General features: G+C 36.2%; 18 protein-coding genes. 13 read left to right on the forward strand and 5 right to left on the reverse strand.

All coding sequences use genetic code 11. The features are described 5' to 3' along the window. Window positions 1-44: 44 nt before the first annotated feature. The 3 genes from ACFX4E_RS16680 to ACFX4E_RS16690 all read left to right on the forward strand — a co-directional run bounded on the left by ACFX4E_RS16680 (window position 45) and on the right by ACFX4E_RS16690 (window position 2,731). A complete protein-coding gene (locus ACFX4E_RS16680) occupies window positions 45-248 on the forward strand; it encodes a hypothetical protein (protein ID WP_098249809.1) in 204 nt (67 codons plus the stop codon). Window positions 249-716: 468 nt separating this feature from the next. After that, complete coding sequence (locus tag ACFX4E_RS16685; protein ID WP_098333248.1) at window positions 717-1,559, forward strand: hypothetical protein; 843 nt, start codon at window positions 717-719, stop codon at window positions 1,557-1,559. A 974-nt stretch (window positions 1,560-2,533) separates the two neighbouring features. Beyond that, on the forward strand, window positions 2,534-2,731 hold the full coding sequence (locus tag ACFX4E_RS16690) for a hypothetical protein (protein WP_098333247.1): 198 nt from the start codon (window positions 2,534-2,536) through the stop codon (window positions 2,729-2,731). Window positions 2,732-2,798: 67 nt separating this feature from the next. On the opposite strand, the gene ACFX4E_RS16695 is transcribed toward ACFX4E_RS16690, so the two are convergent. The 3 genes from ACFX4E_RS16695 to ACFX4E_RS16705 are packed head-to-tail and all read right to left on the reverse strand — an operon-like array spanning window position 2,799 to window position 5,678. Next, entirely contained in the window at window positions 2,799-3,584 is a 786-nt protein-coding gene (locus ACFX4E_RS16695; protein WP_377237989.1) for a nucleotidyltransferase domain-containing protein, read from the reverse strand. A gap of 54 nt (window positions 3,585-3,638) precedes the next feature. Further along, window positions 3,639-4,109, reverse strand: a complete 471-nt coding sequence (locus tag ACFX4E_RS16700) for a DinB family protein (protein ID WP_060745730.1) — start codon at window positions 4,107-4,109, stop codon at window positions 3,639-3,641. 15 nt (window positions 4,110-4,124) lie between these two features. Continuing rightward, the gene (locus ACFX4E_RS16705) at window positions 4,125-5,678 is read right to left on the reverse strand and encodes an alpha/beta hydrolase (protein ID WP_377237988.1); all 1,554 of its coding nucleotides are present in this window, start codon (window positions 5,676-5,678) and stop codon (window positions 4,125-4,127) included. Window positions 5,679-5,910: 232 nt separating this feature from the next. Between ACFX4E_RS16705 and ACFX4E_RS16710 the strand changes: the two genes are divergently transcribed. Together ACFX4E_RS16710 and ACFX4E_RS16715 are read left to right on the forward strand one after the other, a co-directional pair. Beyond that, window positions 5,911-6,036 carry an anti-repressor SinI family protein gene (locus tag ACFX4E_RS16710; RefSeq protein ID WP_013083022.1) on the forward strand — a complete coding sequence of 42 codons (126 nt, stop codon included), beginning with the start codon at window positions 5,911-5,913 and terminating at the stop codon, window positions 6,034-6,036. A gap of 203 nt (window positions 6,037-6,239) precedes the next feature. Next, window positions 6,240-6,575, forward strand: coding sequence for a helix-turn-helix domain-containing protein (locus tag ACFX4E_RS16715; protein WP_013056901.1), 336 nt, complete (start codon window positions 6,240-6,242; stop codon window positions 6,573-6,575). 90 nt (window positions 6,576-6,665) lie between these two features. Here the strand turns inward: ACFX4E_RS16715 and ACFX4E_RS16720 are convergent, their stop codons facing one another. Then, window positions 6,666-7,754, reverse strand: a complete 1,089-nt coding sequence (locus ACFX4E_RS16720) for an FAD-dependent monooxygenase (protein WP_028408653.1) — start codon at window positions 7,752-7,754, stop codon at window positions 6,666-6,668. Between the two features lie 331 nt (window positions 7,755-8,085). Between ACFX4E_RS16720 and ACFX4E_RS16725 the strand changes: the two genes are divergently transcribed. The 8 genes from ACFX4E_RS16725 to ACFX4E_RS16760 all read left to right on the forward strand — a co-directional run bounded on the left by ACFX4E_RS16725 (window position 8,086) and on the right by ACFX4E_RS16760 (window position 16,915). Then, window positions 8,086-8,481 (forward strand): CDI toxin immunity protein, encoded by a 396-nt coding sequence (locus tag ACFX4E_RS16725; RefSeq protein WP_028408652.1) that lies wholly within the window; start codon window positions 8,086-8,088, stop codon window positions 8,479-8,481. A 221-nt stretch (window positions 8,482-8,702) separates the two neighbouring features. Beyond that, the gene (locus ACFX4E_RS16730; protein WP_060745728.1) at window positions 8,703-9,479 is read left to right on the forward strand and encodes an NUDIX domain-containing protein; all 777 of its coding nucleotides are present in this window, start codon (window positions 8,703-8,705) and stop codon (window positions 9,477-9,479) included. 71 nt (window positions 9,480-9,550) lie between these two features. Next, complete coding sequence (locus tag ACFX4E_RS16735) at window positions 9,551-10,099, forward strand: cysteine hydrolase family protein (protein WP_028408650.1); 549 nt, start codon at window positions 9,551-9,553, stop codon at window positions 10,097-10,099. Window positions 10,100-10,121: 22 nt separating this feature from the next. Further along, the gene (locus tag ACFX4E_RS16740) at window positions 10,122-11,591 is read left to right on the forward strand and encodes a nicotinate phosphoribosyltransferase (RefSeq protein ID WP_060745727.1); all 1,470 of its coding nucleotides are present in this window, start codon (window positions 10,122-10,124) and stop codon (window positions 11,589-11,591) included. 15 nt (window positions 11,592-11,606) lie between these two features. Next, window positions 11,607-12,287, forward strand: a complete 681-nt coding sequence (gene nadD, locus ACFX4E_RS16745) for a nicotinate (nicotinamide) nucleotide adenylyltransferase (protein WP_028408648.1) — start codon at window positions 11,607-11,609, stop codon at window positions 12,285-12,287. Window positions 12,288-12,321: 34 nt separating this feature from the next. Further along, window positions 12,322-13,143: an ammonia-dependent NAD(+) synthetase gene (gene nadE, locus ACFX4E_RS16750; RefSeq protein ID WP_377237987.1), complete on the forward strand. Its 822-nt coding sequence runs from the start codon at window positions 12,322-12,324 to the stop codon at window positions 13,141-13,143. Window positions 13,144-13,324: 181 nt separating this feature from the next. Beyond that, window positions 13,325-13,762, forward strand: a complete 438-nt coding sequence (locus ACFX4E_RS16755) for a S1 domain-containing RNA-binding protein (protein WP_013056909.1) — start codon at window positions 13,325-13,327, stop codon at window positions 13,760-13,762. A 741-nt stretch (window positions 13,763-14,503) separates the two neighbouring features. Beyond that, entirely contained in the window at window positions 14,504-16,915 is a 2,412-nt protein-coding gene (locus ACFX4E_RS16760; protein ID WP_377237986.1) for a S8 family peptidase, read from the forward strand. A gap of 43 nt (window positions 16,916-16,958) precedes the next feature. Here ACFX4E_RS16760 and ACFX4E_RS16765 read toward each other — a convergent pair whose 3' ends face one another. Beyond that, window positions 16,959-17,735, reverse strand: coding sequence for a 3-hydroxybutyrate dehydrogenase (locus tag ACFX4E_RS16765; protein ID WP_013056911.1), 777 nt, complete (start codon window positions 17,733-17,735; stop codon window positions 16,959-16,961). Window positions 17,736-17,818: the final 83 nt, after the last annotated feature.

Consider the following 17,818-nt stretch of genomic DNA (forward strand, 5'->3'; position numbering starts at 1 on the left):
GATACTGTTGTGATATAATGGAAAAAAAGTGAGGAGGAGGAAGAATGTATACCGCAAAACAGGTGAAGTTTGGTTCGCATATTGTGATAGGCGTACTTTTCGGCATCCTAGCTGCGATGTTAATCGGCACTTTTTATCAAAATGTACCAGGTGTATTACCATACGGGATGATTAGTGGACTTGCAGTAGGACTAGTAGCAGATACATATTATACAATTAAAACTAAAACAAAAATAAAGGTTATCTAATATAGTGTAGTACTATCTTCAGGAGAAATAAAAGATTCCTCTTGAAAATAGTACTATTTTTATGAAGAAAATGGTTAATTTCCACTTTAGAAAAACAAGTCAACGCGCTAAGAAAATTGTAAATTTATTATTTTGAATCAGAACTAGGGGTTGAAATATCACATTAACTCTAAGTATAGAATTATATGTTAAAGTAAATAACCGTTTTCTAAACGGTGAAACGGCTTTTACTTTTCCTAATTAGTTTTTAGCCTGCGCAAGGTGAAAGGTGTAACGATTAAACAATTTTCAATAACTTTGAGAAAAAAAGACCTGTTTAAATCTCCGGAACTAGTAGAAAAAAGTGTTGCTCTTAATGGTTTATTTGTTAAAAACTTGATATTTTTGCTAAAATCGTTCTTTTGGATTACGTAATATATGCTATCATGGTTGGGTGAAAAAACTACATACCAAAAAAAGGAGAAAGAAATGAAGAATTTAAGAAAAATTGGCCTAGGACTTGTAGCATCGTTGTTATCTATTAGTCTAGTAGCTTGTGGGTCAACAAAAGAAGAACAAAAACAAGCATCTGCTAAGCAAGAGCAGAAACAAATGGGGAAAGAGCAGAAAAAACTTGAACAAAAAATCTCTAAATTAGAGAGCGAGTATGAAGACTATACAAAAGAAAAAGGATATATGGAATCTGATGATTATCTTGTTTTTGAAGCAGACTTTAACATACTTGCAAAGTCAATTGAAAGCAAGAATATTCTTCAAGGCGATGATGGTGAAATAGACAAACACTTAAAAGACTTAAAAACTGAGATAGACAATTTAAGTAATGATCAAGCAATAAAAGCTCAAAAACGTTACGGTTCGGCAGTAGATGTGTACGAGGCTGCAATAGGTACTCATATGCATATTGTATTAACGAAAGCCGATATTACTCAGCACTTTAATGCAGTGAACACGATTGAGTTAGACAAAGATTTTAATGCAGATAGCTACGATTATGAAAAAATTGATGCAGACGCAACTGAGGCTATTAAGTCTATACAAGGAATGCCTATGAAAAGAATAAAGCTTATTCAGGAAGAGTTGGAGAAATATAAAGATAGCTTTAGTACTGAAGAATATAATCAATTGAATTCCGCAGTCACTAGCGTAACTTCGTCATTAAATAAGCAAGTTGAAATGCTAGAAGTTCTACAAAAAGAAAGTGGTAAGGATAAATCAACTTTAGAAGAAAACACAAAAGCTGCTGAAACACAATTTTTAGATGCTAAAGAAAAAGTGTCTACATTTGAATCTAAATATGATATCCAAATGTAAGATATATGCTTTAAATACAATTGTTTATTAAAATAAAAAGCCGTTTCTTAACCAAAGAAACGGCTTTTTACTATTTCTTTCTATTGATCTTTGGTGTACGCAAGAAGAAAGAGAGTAAAAGTGCAACCAGACCTAATAATGTAGCAAATAAGAATGCATCGTTACTACCATCTATAGTCGGAGTTGTTATTGCTTTAGCGTATAGCGACATAATACCGCTAGTACCTAATTGACTAAGTTGGCTACTTAAGAACTTAATGTATTGGTATAGTATAGTTAGCGAGGTATTCCGTAGTTTGTTGCGTCATAATTGTAACAAGTATAGCCGTACCAATCGAACCTGCAACTTGACGCATTGTATTACTTAAAGCTGTACCGTGAGAAATTAAGTGTTGAGGTAATTGGTTCATACCTGCAGTGATAGTCGGCATCATAATTAATGCATCTGGCAATAATAGTAGATCTGATTGAAGCGGCGTAAAGCCTCAAATGCTTTGTAGATAGATTGGTAGCAGTAACTTTGTATTTTTGAAATTATTTAGGATGAAACATAAAAAATTATAATCAGATTTGTTGAAAATCAACTTGGAAATTATTGATGTAATTTTCTGAAACTTTTCTTCGTGCTATAACGTATAGTAAGTATAGGGAATGTTAATTTAAATTCCTTTTTGCGGAAAAACGTTTAACATAAAGTCGAATTATCTGTTAGTTCTGTTTTGTTTAAAAGAATGTGGAGGGGATAGTTATTAAAAAACTTGCCATTTTATTTGTTGGAGGGCTTTTATCCTGCGGAGGATATATGCTGTATTACGCGACGCTAGGTGAACTAAAGAAGAAAAAGGGACCTGAAGAGATTTAACTTATGAAATTAATCCTTTTACTGGGTTAGTAAAAGGAGTGGTTAGTAAAACTAATCAAAATCCTAAGAAGTAATCAAATGTAATATCGAAATTAAAAAAGGGGGTAGTAAAATGACAATGTGGCTGTGGGCAGGAGGATGTATAGTTTTTTTGTTAGCAATGGGTTACATTGCAGATCGTGTAGCCATAAGGAGAGACATTGAATTTAGTCCGGAGGATGGAATTAAAAATGCTACAGATGCAGAACAAATATATGTGGAGAGCTATTTAAATGACACAAAAAATACGAATAATAATATACCGCTTTAATAGAAACCATAAATAAAAGGCTTATCCGCCGCTACTTGCATTAGGGATAAGCCTTTTTGGTTTATACTTAGTTCCAAACTTCGTCTAAAGTATCTCTAAACAATTGATCTAATTCATATGTAGGGTCATCTAATTCTACGGATAAAGTTCTGACGTATTTGTCTAAACGGTCAATTTCTAAGTTTAAAAATTCATTAATAACATTGATGCGTGGTTCTAAATCTAACTCATCACCACTAATTTTACGCTTTAACAGCTTGCTAACCTCTTCTTTTAACTCTCCTTCTGGTAACAGTTTCTCCAAGAGAATAGGGAATTCTAGTGGAGAAAATTCGTTATATTGCTCAATCCACTTAGCAGCTAACACAGGTCTTAAAACATAAAAATATTTTTTGATTTTTACTTCGTCACCTTGTAAATACTCTCGAAAGTTATTTCTAGCCATATTTAAATAGTGGTATATACAAGAAGTAGGAGTAAAGATGTTAGAATGTAGTTCTTTCATTTTATAAAATGTTGAATACGCCTTGTAATATACAATGTTTGATTGCATCCATTCTAGTAAAGGTGGGTTTGATTTTCTGAAAAGTTTTAATGTCTTGGTTAAGTCCCAGCCGCTAACATCTAATAGGTCATTAATAGGTAGCTCTATTACATCTCGCTTTTTACCTACACCGATTGGATCAATGCTTAAATATGTATTCCTCTTATGAATATAAATAAATCTAACATCATAATCGCTATCTTTAGATGGAAAGTCCCACGCTCTACTTCCAGATTCACAAGCGTATAATACTTTTACGTCGTAATCTTCTTCAATTTTCTTTAAAGCTGCAACGATTGTTTCTCTCATAACCCAACCTCATTTTCTTTTAATGCTTTCTATATATAAAAGCTACAAATTATATCACTCAAAAAGCACTACATCCAATCCGTTTCTGCGGTAACAGGTTAGAAGCGTATACAGTTCTGCACGGTGATGGTATAAATGAGACTGAATTTCAAGCAGCCACTCAAAACGTGTATACGTGCATCCCCAATAGGATGTCTGCAGTGACAATAGCTGTTGTTCGTCAAAAGAAGAGTAAACTGCTTTTAGCTGATTGAAGCCCTCTACTAAAGCTGCTTTGAGTTCAAGCTTTGTATAAGCTGGATGCTGCAGATAAAAGTCATTCATTTTATCTGCAGAGTAGCCTAAGGAAATATAATAGTCTGCACTGCAAATGAGACATAAATGCTGCAACAGCTCTTGAATAGATCGCTTGTGAGGGAGGGGACGATAAGCAAGCTCTTCTTCTGTAACGTCATTAATAATTGCGGTTAGGGAATGGATGTTAACGTTTATTTGATTAAACACCATCTCACAGTACGAATTCATATATTCACATCCTTTTTATTCAACTAAATACCGCATTTTTTGATCGAGCCAGTACTCTGATTTTTCATTGTTATCGAGCTTGATATAGCAATCGACAATTTCATCATAAATGAATTCCTTTTCTTCTACTAAATCAATAAATTTAATGAGTAAAAATACGGCTTTTGAAACTTTTCCATTCTCACAAAGCCATTCTTTCATCCAGATTAATAAGTCAAGAAGAATAATCTCTATTTTTACTCGGATATCAAGGAACCAATCGTCATAAATCGTTGTTAAATAATGAGGAACTAATTGGTGCAGTCTCTGTTCAGCTTCCTTGAATTTCAACGCCGGATCAGACTGTTCGGTAATCCACTGAAGGTCAGTTAGTAAGTCTAATCCATCGCTTGACACATCGGCGTTTAAAGAAATGAGCGGCCTGTTAACAAGTAAAACCGGCTCTGCGCTTTCTGCGTTCAATAGCTTTTTTAAATGAGACAAATAGACGCGCAAATTCTTTTTGGCGTTGCTTAAAGGTACGTCAGGCCACAGCGCTTCACATAGCTGTTCTCTGCTGATAGAATGATGAAAAATAAGATATAGTAAGATTTCTTGAGCAAAGCGTTTGTTCCAGCCTTCTGTAATAAGCTGGCCATTTACATAGACGGAAAAAGAGTACAAAAAATCTACTTTAAGAGAGGGTGTATGTGCATGAAAATCTTTTTGTATATCTATAGCTGTGTCACTTTCCCAGTTCTTAAGTATTTTCATAGGATCATTCTTTAAAGAAGGCAGTTGTTGTGTATTACTTTTAATAAAATCTATAACAATTTCTTTGAGTAAAGCTGTTTTTTCTTTTACTAGAAATGAAGAATGAGCGTTAGGTATGGTCATATGACTGTAATTTTTTAAAAACATCGTTTTTGAAATCAGATACTGTGATGAAAACAGCAAATCATTTTGGCCAGATAAAGTGAGTACAGGAAGTGAAATACTAGTCAACTCTTGAAATAGATTGTCTGTAATAGATAGTTTAAGAAAGCGGAAATATACCCTGGGATCCATTTTTTTTAGTTTTTCAATTATCTGTTGTATGTTTGTAGGTTCCAAACTCTCTAGTTTGCCTAATTCGAAAATTTTATCTACCGGTATTTGGTTTTTACTTTCTTCGTTGTAACATCTCTTAATCTTTTGAAGGGTGCTATCGGAATAAAAAGGAAGAGACAATAGTATCAGTCCCTCAATAAGAAATTCATAGCGAGCAGCAAATTTAACAGCGATTTGTCCTCCAAATCCCACGCCAACTAAGTAACATTTCTTTATATGCAACGTATGTAATAGGTGGAAAAGATCTTCAATATGAGTCTCAAACGATATTTCCCCTGTAGCGGAGGCGCTGTTTCCTGTCTCTCTCAAATCGTATTGAATAACACGATAATGTTGGGTTAATTCTGCAGTAATAGAATCAAAAAGCGTATGATCAGTGATAACAGAATGAATCATCACAATGGTGTCTGTCTGGTCAGTGAACGCGGGCGAATGAACTTCATAGTAAATTTTTTCTGTCGCCGTATGCAGAAAAGGCATAAAAACAATCCTCCTAGTGTCTAACTGTAGCGTTTGTGTAACGGTAAAATTATTATGATAAGAATAGACAAAAATTTCAAAAAAATAGGTGCTTTTTAGTAATTAAAAAATGTCTAATGTTCTAGTAATATCCATTATACTGTAAAACCATAGTGATAAATAAGGGAGAATGCCCAAAAACACTAAAAAGAAAACGTTATCAATTTCGAAAAAAGAAGAAAGGAGGAGAATTATGAATTTTAAAGACGAAAATACGTTAGACTTAGAATGGGTTATGCTCATAATGGAAGCAAAACAAACAGGTATAAGCATCGAGGAAGTTAGACAATTTTTACAAAGCATTAGTTCAAATGCTTAGCCGATACAATGATAAGGGAATAAAGCGTTCCCAAGTATAGATAACCTTTATAACCAGTCTCAAACTATCTTCACTAGATGCATAATCACCCTTTTTTAGATGTATAATCACCCCTTTATGGTAAGAACGTTTATTTATAATGCACGGTAAAGTGAAATTATGGTATTATTATCGATAAGTAAGCATTAGTAAGGGTGATTAAAATGACAATTGGCCAACGTATTCGAGATCTCAGAACGAAACAGGGAATATCGCTAACAGAACTTGCAAACCGAGCGGGTGTTGCTAAATCGTACATATCTTCAGTAGAAAGAGGAATTCAGCTCAACCCATCTATTCAATTTCTAAACAAAATTTCTACCTCATTGAACGTGAGTATTGATAGATTAATTCATGAGCCTATGGATAAATCTGAATCGTTGGATATTGATGATGAGTGGCTTGAGTTAGCAAAAGAAGCAGCGGAGTCAGGAATAAGCAAAGAGCAGTTTAAACAATTTCTTGAATTTCAAAAATGGCAGCGGGCAAAGCAAGATTAACTTCGCGGAATATACATAAAAGAGAACTTACATAGAACAACTGCAAAAAAAAGAGATTCCATTTATCTATGGAATCTCTTTTTTTTAGGCTTAAGAAGAAATAAAATGGGACGAGAATTCTTTTTCTCGCTGAAACTGAATATGTTCAAGAGTTATTAATTTAGGCTTTCTTTTCTGTTCAAACTGTCTCAATGTTTCTGAAATCTCTTTGTTTTGATAAAAAACTTGATGCAGTAAGTCAGACAGTAAGTCAGCATCTTTTAATGACTCGTTTAATCCAAAAGCACCAGTTGGAGTCATCGTATGAGCAGCATCCCCTAATAATAACAGGTGATGCTTTGACCATACTTCGCTTATGCTGCTTTGCACAGAAAGAAGCGTAAAGTCTGACCACGACGTAATAAACCTTTCTATTGAAAGGTTTAAGCTAGGGAAAGCGTCTATTAAACGCTGAATAAACGGTCTAAATGATTGTTTCCGAAGAGCAGGATAGCTGCCTTTTTCAATATTCCATCCGATTTGAACAAAGCCTTTTGCTTGAGAAAAAAGCGCCACCTGCTGCTGTTCTACAAGTGCAAATTTAATAGAAGGCTCCCAATTGGCTGGTGCAGGAATTTTTGCCCAAAGCAAATCGTATCCATGATTATGAATATTGTTTTTTATGTGCGCAAGTTTGCGAACAGTTGAATATCGGCCATCTGCTCCAATAATGATTTTACTTTCAACTATTATTTCACCCCGGCCTTTTTGCTGAGCTTTTATTCCAGTATATTGTCCTTTTTCATTCTGCATTAGCTCCGTTACTTTTGTGCCCAGCATAAGTTTGTAGGAGGGATGGATGCTTGCTTGGTTATTTATAGACTGAAGGAGATGCTGCTGTGGAACATGAATTCCTGCATGTCCAAGTTCAGATTCTATGGTTTTGAATACATGTCCATCCTTCCAGTATTCGACCCTAGACATTCGAAGGAGGCCTAAGCTTTCCATTTCTTCAAATATATGATGTTTCTTAAGAATCATTTCTCCATCTTCATTTAAATGTTCGCCTCGAAATTCTTTTCCAAGCTCATCAGATCTCTCTATCAGTATAGTTGATATATTTTGTTTAGCCAGTAGATAGGCCAGTAGAGCACCGCCTGGTCCGGCTCCTATTATACACACATCTGTTTGATAGTTCATTTTCTTCACCTTGTTTGTTATATGCAATTAAGTTACTTTTAGTAAGTATATTAACTTTTATAAATGTGAATGTCAACTTTTTTATAGCTTTTCTTCTATGGAATTCGCTCTTTGGACAAAACACAAATAAGGTTTTGCATAATCAAAGTCAAAGATTAAGTTTTATGATAAACTAAAATACACAAATTATTTTGAATAATTTGTATAAAAAGGTGAAACATCAAAATTGTTGAGAAAAAGCACGGTTGGAAAGCTGCAGGATTTTTAGCAAGAAGAGTAGAGATCGTCTCTGAAAATTCTAGCAAACTCCAATTTCGACTGGAGGATGATTATGACAAAAGTAGAACATTATATTCAAACATTGGGTAACAGTGCAGATTTGCTAACGAAAAAGCAGACAAGCATTTACTTCGAAAAACTTTCAAACACCTTTCCTTTTTTAACAATCATGCAAATTAATTGGCGAAAAGTATTAATTAAAAAGTCCACTCGGCATATTGAAGAAATCAAAAAATGGCTTCAAGAGATGAATATAAAAGAACATCAGGTTGTTTTATTTTGGAAACGAGCAACTAAAGCTGTAAGCGTCGATTTAGCTCAGGCTTTACTATTTTTTCAACAAACAGCTGATCTTACAGAAGAAGCATTTATTTACTGTCCGTCTGTTGACTATGTCATTGAGTATTTTAAAGACGGTAAAATGATGATTGGTTTAGCAGCACGTTAATTAAAAGGAAAAAAAGCTGAGGGAGGAGGGGAATTAGAACTTCTTCACTCAGCTTTTTATGCATATAAAATCTAAAAAATACGAAACATAACGTTATTTACAACATAAATTACCTTCTCTTTATAATTAGTGGGAAAAGTATTGACATTTTCCATAAAACAAATATAATTAACATTAATCATATTGTTAATTGTAAAAAGAGCGATCAGGAGAAATGATGAATGTCGAACAAAAAAGCAATGACGAATCAAACGAAAAAAGAATATCCTAAACCATATGGCTATACGTCAGATATTGCTGTATTTACGATTGTGACGGAAGAAAAAGAACCATACAAACCACCTAAAATGAGTTTGAAATTAATGCTTATCCAACGAGCAATGGTGAACGCAGAGGGAGAAAAGAACAGCGAAGCAGGAAAGTGGGCGCTTCCCGGCGGATTTGTCCATCCTGATGAATCAGCTTTTGAAGCGGCTAAAAGAGAGCTCGAAGAAGAAACGGGCGTAAAGGACATTCATTTAAAACACTATGGTGTCTATGATGAGCCTGGCAGGGACGATAGAGGATGGGTCATTACAAACGCACATTATGCAATCGTTCCAGAAGATAGTCTAATAAAGCGAAAAGCGAATGATGATGCTGCTCGAGTTGAATTATTTAAAATAGATGAAATCTTTTCATTGCCTTTAGCTTTTGATCATGAAATCATCATTCGAGATGCAATCAAGGAAATTAAGAAAGATTTATTGCAAACGACCATTGCCCAGAAATTTCTGCCTTCTCAGTTTACATATTCTGAGCTGCAGGCTGTGCTGCTTACCGTAACGGATGATGCAGCGATTAAAAGTGATCAGGCCTTTGCACGAAAAATAAGAATGCTGCCATTTATTGAAGAAGTAGACGGAAAAACAACGACGAGAACGTCTAAAAAACCAACAAAGCTCTATCAGTTTGTTGAAATGAATGTGATGAAGCCAATCTATACAGCACGCTATTAAAAGAAAAACTTTCAATCCAAATAATTAACAATATGTTAACTGTTAATTTTCACGTATGAGGGGGAAACATAATGAAAAAAGCACTGATTAACATCGATTATACAAATGATTTTGTAGCTGAAAACGGAGCTTTGACATGCGGAGAACCAGGGCGACACATTGAAACATTCATATGCGATATTACGCGTCAATTTATTGAGCAAAATGAGTATGTGGTGTTCGCCATTGATTTTCATAAAGAAAATGATTCCTTGCATCCAGAATCAGCGCTGTTTCCGCCTCATAATGTTGAAGGCTCTGCAGGAAGAGAGCTATACGGAAAGTTAAATGATTTATATAATGTGTATCAATCACAGGTAAATGTAGAATGGATGAATAAAACGAGATACAGCGCATTTGCTGGAACGGATCTGGAGATTAAACTTCGAGAAAGACAAATTACCGATGTCTACTTAGCAGGTGTATGTACGGATATTTGTGTACTTCATACAGCAGTAGATGCCTATAATAAAGGATTTGCTATTTATATTTATGAAAAAGCCGTAGCAAGCTTTAATCAAAAAGGTCATGAGTGGGCGCTTGAACATTTTAAATCTTGCCTCGGAGCAGAAATTATTTAAGACATAATAGTGGAGGAAATTAATGAATATGTTTACAGATGACAGCGTAATGCTACACACCGATTTATATCAAATTAACATGGGAGAAACGTACTGGGAAGATAATATTCATCAAAAGAAGGCTGTTTTTGAAGTTTTCTTCCGCAAACTTCCTTTTGGGAATGGCTATGCTGTTTTTGCTGGATTAGAAAGAATTATTGAATATATTAAAGCATTTAAATTTAGCGAATCAGATTTAACCTACTTGCATGAAGAATTAGGTTTTAAAGAAGATTATTTAGCTTACTTAAAAGACCTTACGTTTACTGGAACGATTCGATGTATGCGTGAAGGTGAGCTTGTGTTCCATAATGAACCAATTTTACGTGTAGAAGCACCATTAATTGAAGCTCAGCTCGTAGAAACAGCTATTTTGAATATTGTGAATTACCAAACGCTGATTGCGACAAAAGCAGCTCGAATCAAACATGTAGTAGGAGATCAAGTGGCAATGGAATTTGGAACACGCCGCGCTCAAGAAATGGACGCTGCTATTTGGGGAACAAGAGCAGCCTATATTGGCGGATTTGGTGCTACTTCTAATGTGCGAGCAGGAAAGAAATTTGGAATTCCAGTTGCAGGAACGCATGCTCATGCGATGGTGCAAGCTTATAAAGACGAATATATTGCATTTCATAAATATGCTCGTCGCCATAAAAACTGCGTGTTTCTAGTTGATACGTACGATACGTTAAAATCAGGAGTTCCCAACGCCATTAGAGTAGCAAAAGAATTAGGCGATAAAATTAATTTTACAGCGATTCGCTTAGACAGCGGCGATTTAACATATTTGTCTAAAAAAGCTCGTCAAATGTTAGATGAAGCAGGGTTTACAGAAACAAAAATTGTTGCTTCCAACGATTTAGATGAAGATACGATTATGCATTTAAAGTCGCAGGGAGCACAAATAGACATGTGGGGAATTGGTACGAAGCTTATCACTGCCTATGATCAGCCGGCGCTTGGCGCAGTGTATAAACTCGTTTCTATTGAAGGAGAAAAGGGCGAGATGATGGATACGATTAAAATTAGCGCAAATCCTGAAAAAGTGAGTACACCAGGATTAAAGCGCGTATATCGTATTATTAACAATTTGAATGGAAAATCTGAAGGGGATTATATCACGATGGAAGACGAAGATCCTCAAAGCGAAGAACGTTTAAAAATGTTTCATCCTGTTCATACGTTTATCAGTAAATTCGTCACAAATTTTGAGGCAAAAGAACTCCACCATGATATCTTTGTAAACGGAGAGCTTGTGTATGAAACAGAAGAGCTTCAGGAAATTCAGCAGTACGTAAAAGATAATTTAGAGCTGCTTTGGGATGAATATAAGCGCACGCGCAATCCTGAAGAATATCCAGTAGATTTAAGCGAAAAATGTTGGGAAAATAAAACGCGTCAAATTGCGTACGTGAAACAAAAAGTAGCGGAAGCCCTAAATAAAAAATAGTAGGGAGCTGGAGACATGTCAGATACGCTTGCTTATTTTCAACAGCTAAACCCTGATAAAAAAATAGATAAGCTTTTAGAAAAAGGAGCGAAAATTGGGATTTATGGTTCTTCTTTTGATCCGGTTACCAATGTTCATCTTTGGACGGCATCAACGGTTGCGCATCGAAAGAAGTTAGATGCTATTATCTTTTTGCCTTCATCGCACAAACGAACGGATAAAAAGCTCCAGACGTTGGATGAGCACCGTGTAAATATGGTTAGCTTAGCGATTAAAGATAACCCAAAATTTTTGCTCGATACGTATGAGCTAGACGTATTGCCCGGCTATCATTACACATACTACACTATGGAGCACTTTAAAAAATTGCTTCCACACGCTGAGTTATTTTTTATTATGGGAGCGGACTTACTGCAAGATATTGGCGAAGGCAAGTGGAAGAAAGCAGATGAACTTATTAGTAAAAACCAGTTTATCGTCATGGCAAGAGAGGGAATAGACATGTTGAAAGCTATTAGCCGTTCTCCTTTGCTTCGAAATTATGACGACGGCCGGTTTCAGCTTCTTGATAAAGGGCTGGCGATGGAAATCAGCTCTACTTATATCCGTCAAGAATTTGCTCGGGGTGGAGAACCAAGATATTTAATGCCTGATCTCTGTTATTTTTATAGTAAAAAACATGGACTGTATCAGTAAGAAATCTACATATAATGGAAGGAGAGCATGTATCATGTCAGACATGCAAGAAAAAATAAGAAAAGAGCTACATGTGAAATCTGAAATTGATCCAGCACAGGAAATTCGTGCCCGCGTTGATTTTCTCAAAACCTACTTAAAGTCAGCAAATGCAAAAGGCTTTGTATTAGGTATAAGCGGAGGCCAGGACTCTAGCTTAGCTGGACGATTAGCGCAGATTGCTGTAGACGAATTGCGAAAAGAAGAATATGAAGCAAAATTTGTAGCCGTTCGCTTGCCTCATGGCACGCAGCATGATGAAGCGGATGCGAAGGCGTCACTAGAATTTATTAAACCTAATGAAACATATACGTTTAATATTAAAAACACGGTAGAAGCATTTGAAAGTTCGTTTACAGGTGCGACAGATATAGCGCTGTCTGATTTTCATAAAGGAAATGTCAAAGCACGTACGCGTATGATTGTACAGTATGCAGTCGGAGGAGAAAACGGCCTTTTAGTTATCGGAACCGATCATGCAGCAGAAGCAGTAACAGGCTTTTTTACGAAATATGGAGATGGCGGAGCAGACGTGCTCCCTCTAACGGGACTAACAAAACGTCAAGGAAAAGCATTGCTAAAAGAATTAGGTGCAGATAAACGATTGTATGAAAAAGTACCAACAGCTGACTTGTTAGATAATAGTCCTGGTCAATCTGATGAAACGGAACTAGGAATTTCTTATGATGAACTAGACGATTATCTGGAAGGAAAAGAAGTATCACAAGAAGCCGCTGGAAAAATTGAACAGCGCTATCGTATTACTGAACATAAGCGTCAGTTACCGGCTAGTATGTTTGATGAATGGTGGAAATGAGAGAAATGCCCATATTAGGTATATCTAATATGGGCATTATTTTGACTGATTTCTTTCATAAAACAAAAAAGAGGCGGAAAAAGTGCAATTTAACAAATTGTTTTCTCATACACACTTTGTTATTCTTACGCACTTTGGTATAATGAAGTGCTTTTAATATTATTGAGGAGGAACATTTTTTATGGCAGTTGAAGTAGGTAGCAAGGTACAAGGTAAAGTAACAGGTATTACTAATTTTGGAGCATTTGTAGAATTACCTGGAGGTCAAACTGGGCTTGTACATATTAGTGAGGTAGCTGACAGCTATGTAAAAGACATTAATGACCATCTTAAAGTTGGTCAAGAAATTGAAGTGAAAGTCGTTAATGAGAAAGACGGAAAAATTGGATTATCGATTAAAAAAGCAATAGATAAACCTGAAAGACCCTCATCTTCTTATTCACAACGCCCGCCACGTCAGGCAAGAAATAATGATAATCGTTCTAAAAGCAACTTCCAACCAAAGGAAAACTTCGAACAAAAAATGGCGCGTTTCTTAAAAGATAGTGAAGATAATTTATCTACACTAAAACGCAGCACTGAATCAAAACGAGGTGGCAGAGGCGGAAGACGCGGATAAATCCCTTCCACTTTAACTACTTTATTATATAGTTGAAGCAAGCCAGTAAAAATTGGCTTGCTTCTTTTTTGTAATAGCTTAAGTACATGCGCTAGAAGAGTAAAGAGAAGGTTAGGTACTTACTTGGTTGTAAAGTAGATGCCAATAGTGACAAGAGATGAGAGAAGATCAAGGATGAGTAGGATGAAATTTAAATCTATCATAATCATGCCTCCCTTTGTGCGAGCGTTGACGTTAGTATCTGCAAGATCTCATTTTATTATTCGTAATTTTTTAAAATTTCATTTAATTAAGTGCGATATTTTATATTAAATTAAACTATGTTCTAAATAATAAGTAATAAAATAAAAAGCGCTTATAAGAACAATTTTCTTAAAATAATAAAAAAACCTTATAAGTAAACAAAGGAAAAGTAGGAATGAGTCCCTGATAAAAATAGCTACATTAACAGAAATTCGTCAGTATTCTTGTATATTCATCTAATCTCTTCATAATTTTAGGAATAAAAAAGTTACGGAAAGAAGATAAACAGACAAAATTCTTCATTTTTTGAGCATTAGTGCTTAATTTGCACGAGTATATAAAATGATTCCATAGACTCAAGGATTTTATAGTAATATATAGAACTTCCATACTATTCTAGTTTTTAGCTCACTAGCTAAGCAAAAGATGCGTATGTTCTGGGGATGAAGGCATACATAGTAGCACGAAGTATAGAGAGAAATGGAGAGGGAAAACACAATGAAAAAAGTATCAATTCGGTCTGTATTAAGTACAGTAGCATTTTCGGTTGCTTTATCTTCTTTTGCAATGGGCGCATCCGCCAACGGAAATTCAAAACCAGCGCTTGAACCGTCTTTAGTTAAAATTCAAGGAGACTATAACTTAAAGTCGGCTAAAAAAGTAAAAGTTATTGTGGAGTTAAATGAAGAGTCTTTAGCGGAAGCAAAGAAAAAAGGAGTAGCGCAAAGTAAAGGAAAGATTAAAAAAGCGCGTGACGAAGTGAAAAAAGAGCTTTCAAAAGCTTCTAAAACTTCAAAAGTAAAGCGTGAATATGACCAAGTATTTTCTGGGTTTTCAGCGGAACTTCCGGCTAATGACCTTGAAAAAGTAGCAAGTTTACCGGGAGTAAAAGCTATTTATCCAAGCGTTGAATATCATACAACAGAAGTGAAATCGAAAGAAGTGAGCGCCGAAGAATACAGTTCTGAAATGGATAAAAGCATTTACTATGTAGGAGCAGATCAAGCGTGGAAATCAGGATATACAGGTAAAAATATGACTGTAGCCGTTATTGATACAGGCGTCGATTACGACCACCCGGATTTAAAGTCAGCGTTTGAGAAATATAAAGGGTGGGATTTTGTAGATGATGACAAAGACCCTCAAGAAACGCCGGCTGGAGATCCAAAAGGAGAAGCAACAACGCACGGAACGCACGTAGCGGGAACAATTGCAGCGGACGGGAAAATTAAAGGAGTAGCTCCTGATGCTCATTTACTTGCTTATCGTGTACTAGGGCCAGGAGGAACAGGTACAACGGAAGACGTGATCGCCGGTATTGAACGTGCGGTAGAAGACGGAGCGGATGTAATGAACCTGTCGCTTGGAGATACGATTAATAATCCAGACTTGGCAACGAGTATTGCATTAGATTGGGCAATGGAAGAAGGAGTAGTTGCTGTTACGTCAAATGGAAACAGTGGACCAGCTAACTGGACAGTAGGGTCTCCGGGAACGTCTCGTGAAGCTATTTCAGTTGGTGCAACTCAGCTTCCCTACAATTTGTATAAAACGACATTAACTGTAGATAACGCAAGCTATGCTTCAGCTGAAGTAATGGGCTTCCCAAATGACAAGGCGCTACTGGATGCAAGCGGTAAAAAGTATGAATTTGTACCTGTCGGACTCGGAAAACCAGAAGACTTTGAAGGAAAAGATGTAAAAGGAAAAGTAGCGGTTATTTCTCGCGGTGACATTGCGTTTGTAGATAAAGTTGATAATGCGAAAAAAGCCGGCGCTGTTGCCACGGTGATTTACAACAATGTAGAAGGGACAATCCCTGATATTCCAGGCACATCTTTGCCAAGTATTCGCTTATCAAAAGCTGATGGACAAGCCTTGGTTGCTTCTTTGGCAAAGGGATCGGTTACGGGATCTTTTAGTGCAACGTTTAATCAGACAGTCGATGAAACAATGGCTGACTTTTCATCGCGCGGACCGGTTGTTGATACATGGATGATTAAGCCGGACATTTCGGCACCGGGAGTCGATATCATCAGCACAGTGCCAACCAATGATCCAAGCAACCCTCATGGATATGGATCCAAACAAGGAACAAGTATGGCAGCACCCCACGTAGCAGGAGCAGCAGCGTTAATTTTACAGGCGCATCCAAATTATAAAGTAGAAGACGTAAAAGCATCTTTAATGAACACAACGGAACTGCTTCGTGACCGCAACGGGCTGGTTTACCCTCATAATACGCAAGGTGCAGGAAGCATGCGCGTAGTAGATGCAATTAAAGCAAAAACGCTTATTACACCAGGAAGTCACTCGTACGGCGTCTTTTATAAAGATAAAGGGAAACAAGTAGAAAAACAAAGCTTTAAGATTAAAAATCTATCAAATCACAGTCAAAAATACTCGGTCAAGGTAAAATTTAAGAAAAGCCATCAGGCAATTGACGTTAAATCAACAAACGATTTAGTTGTTAATGCAGGAAAAACACAAAAAGTAAACCTGAATGTAAAAGTAGATGCAGGGAAATTGTCTCCTGGCTATTATGAAGGGACAATTACCGTAAGTAACAATAAAGAAACGTACGATGTTCCAACCATCTTATTTGTAAAAGAGCCGGATTATCCTCGCGTCACTTCTGCGTATGTAGATGTACTAGGAAATGGCTCATTTGAATACGGCAGTTATTTACCAGGAGGAGCAGAGAAGCTTAGCTATTACATTTACGATGCAACGTTAGAAAAAGGGGAATTGTTAAGTTCGTATACGAATGTAGAAAAAGGATTCTCTAGCGCAACGTGGGACGGAAAGATTAATGGTGAAGCTCTTCCGACGGGAACGTATTATTTATACGCAGAAGCAGTAAAAGCAGGTCAGACGACAGGTTCTTTAGGAGAATTTGAAATTAAATAAGTAAATAATAAAAAGAGTGCCAGTCTAACTGACACTCTTTTTATTATTGAGCCGTATATCCACCATCGATCACAGCAGCTTGGCCGGTTACGCCTTTTGCTAAATCACTTGCTAAAAACATTGCATAATCTGCAATTTCATCGACAGCAAGCAAGCGTTTTTGAGGAACAAGAGGATAAATGACTTCTTCTAGTACTTTTTCAAGCGCTACATTTCGCGTACGTGCCAAATCTTTTAATTGATTTTGAACAAGCGGCGTATCAACATAACCAGGGCAAATCGCATTTACCGTAATGCCGTGCTCCGCACCTTCAAGAGCAGCCACTTTCGTTAAGCCAATCACGCCGTGCTTAGCGCTGTTGTATGCCGCTTTTCCTGAGAAACCAATCAATCCGTTAATGGAAGACATGTTCAAAATGCGGCCGAATTTTTGCTTTTTCATAATAGGAAACGCATGCTTAGTCGCAACAAAAGGTGCAACAAGCATAATTTTCGTTAAAAGTTCAAATTTTTCAGTAGGAAATTCTTCGAGCGGGGAAACAAATTGCATGCCAGCATTGTTAATTAATACATCAAGGCGGCCATATGTTTCAACCGTTTGAGCAATCATTTGTTCAATGTCACTTTCATTTGTCACATCTGCTTTAATGCCTAATGCTTCGTAGCCTTTTGTCTTCAATTTGTCTGCTGCTTTCTTAACTCCGTCTTCATTCAAGTCAGTTAAGACAACAGTCGCTCCGTCTTCAGCAAAGCGCTCACCAATTTGATAACCAATACCTTGAGCTGCACCTGTAATTAACACAATTTTGTTTTCAACCATCGTTTTTTCCCCCTTATATGTAGAAAAAATAAAATCGCTTACTTTTCCATTTTATCAAAAATTATCTTAATTTAGCGAGTATT

This window comes from Priestia sp. YIM B13491 (assembly GCF_042787605.1).
GTDB classification, from domain to species: Bacteria; Bacillota; Bacilli; order Bacillales; family Bacillaceae_H; genus Priestia; species Priestia megaterium_E.

What these genes read in the sequence shown, in the direction of transcription:
- ACFX4E_RS16680 (WP_098249809.1), top strand. Translation starts at nt 45, where the DNA reads ATGTATACCGCAAAACAGGTGAAGTTTGGTTCGCATATTGTGATAGGC.
- ACFX4E_RS16685 (WP_098333248.1), top strand. Translation starts at nt 717, where the DNA reads ATGAAGAATTTAAGAAAAATTGGCCTAGGACTTGTAGCATCGTTGTTA.
- ACFX4E_RS16690 (WP_098333247.1), top strand. Translation starts at nt 2,534, where the DNA reads ATGACAATGTGGCTGTGGGCAGGAGGATGTATAGTTTTTTTGTTAGCA.
- ACFX4E_RS16695 (WP_377237989.1), bottom strand. Translation starts at nt 3,584, where the DNA reads ATGAGAGAAACAATCGTTGCAGCTTTAAAGAAAATTGAAGAAGATTAC.
- ACFX4E_RS16700 (WP_060745730.1), bottom strand. Translation starts at nt 4,109, where the DNA reads ATGAATTCGTACTGTGAGATGGTGTTTAATCAAATAAACGTTAACATC.
- ACFX4E_RS16705 (WP_377237988.1), bottom strand. Translation starts at nt 5,678, where the DNA reads ATGCCTTTTCTGCATACGGCGACAGAAAAAATTTACTATGAAGTTCAT.
- ACFX4E_RS16710 (WP_013083022.1), top strand. Translation starts at nt 5,911, where the DNA reads ATGAATTTTAAAGACGAAAATACGTTAGACTTAGAATGGGTTATGCTC.
- ACFX4E_RS16715 (WP_013056901.1), top strand. Translation starts at nt 6,240, where the DNA reads ATGACAATTGGCCAACGTATTCGAGATCTCAGAACGAAACAGGGAATA.
- ACFX4E_RS16720 (WP_028408653.1), bottom strand. Translation starts at nt 7,754, where the DNA reads ATGAACTATCAAACAGATGTGTGTATAATAGGAGCCGGACCAGGCGGT.
- ACFX4E_RS16725 (WP_028408652.1), top strand. Translation starts at nt 8,086, where the DNA reads ATGACAAAAGTAGAACATTATATTCAAACATTGGGTAACAGTGCAGAT.
- ACFX4E_RS16730 (WP_060745728.1), top strand. Translation starts at nt 8,703, where the DNA reads ATGTCGAACAAAAAAGCAATGACGAATCAAACGAAAAAAGAATATCCT.
- ACFX4E_RS16735 (WP_028408650.1), top strand. Translation starts at nt 9,551, where the DNA reads ATGAAAAAAGCACTGATTAACATCGATTATACAAATGATTTTGTAGCT.
- ACFX4E_RS16740 (WP_060745727.1), top strand. Translation starts at nt 10,122, where the DNA reads ATGAATATGTTTACAGATGACAGCGTAATGCTACACACCGATTTATAT.
- nadD (WP_028408648.1), top strand. Translation starts at nt 11,607, where the DNA reads ATGTCAGATACGCTTGCTTATTTTCAACAGCTAAACCCTGATAAAAAA.
- nadE (WP_377237987.1), top strand. Translation starts at nt 12,322, where the DNA reads ATGTCAGACATGCAAGAAAAAATAAGAAAAGAGCTACATGTGAAATCT.
- ACFX4E_RS16755 (WP_013056909.1), top strand. Translation starts at nt 13,325, where the DNA reads ATGGCAGTTGAAGTAGGTAGCAAGGTACAAGGTAAAGTAACAGGTATT.
- ACFX4E_RS16760 (WP_377237986.1), top strand. Translation starts at nt 14,504, where the DNA reads ATGAAAAAAGTATCAATTCGGTCTGTATTAAGTACAGTAGCATTTTCG.
- ACFX4E_RS16765 (WP_013056911.1), bottom strand. Translation starts at nt 17,735, where the DNA reads ATGGTTGAAAACAAAATTGTGTTAATTACAGGTGCAGCTCAAGGTATT.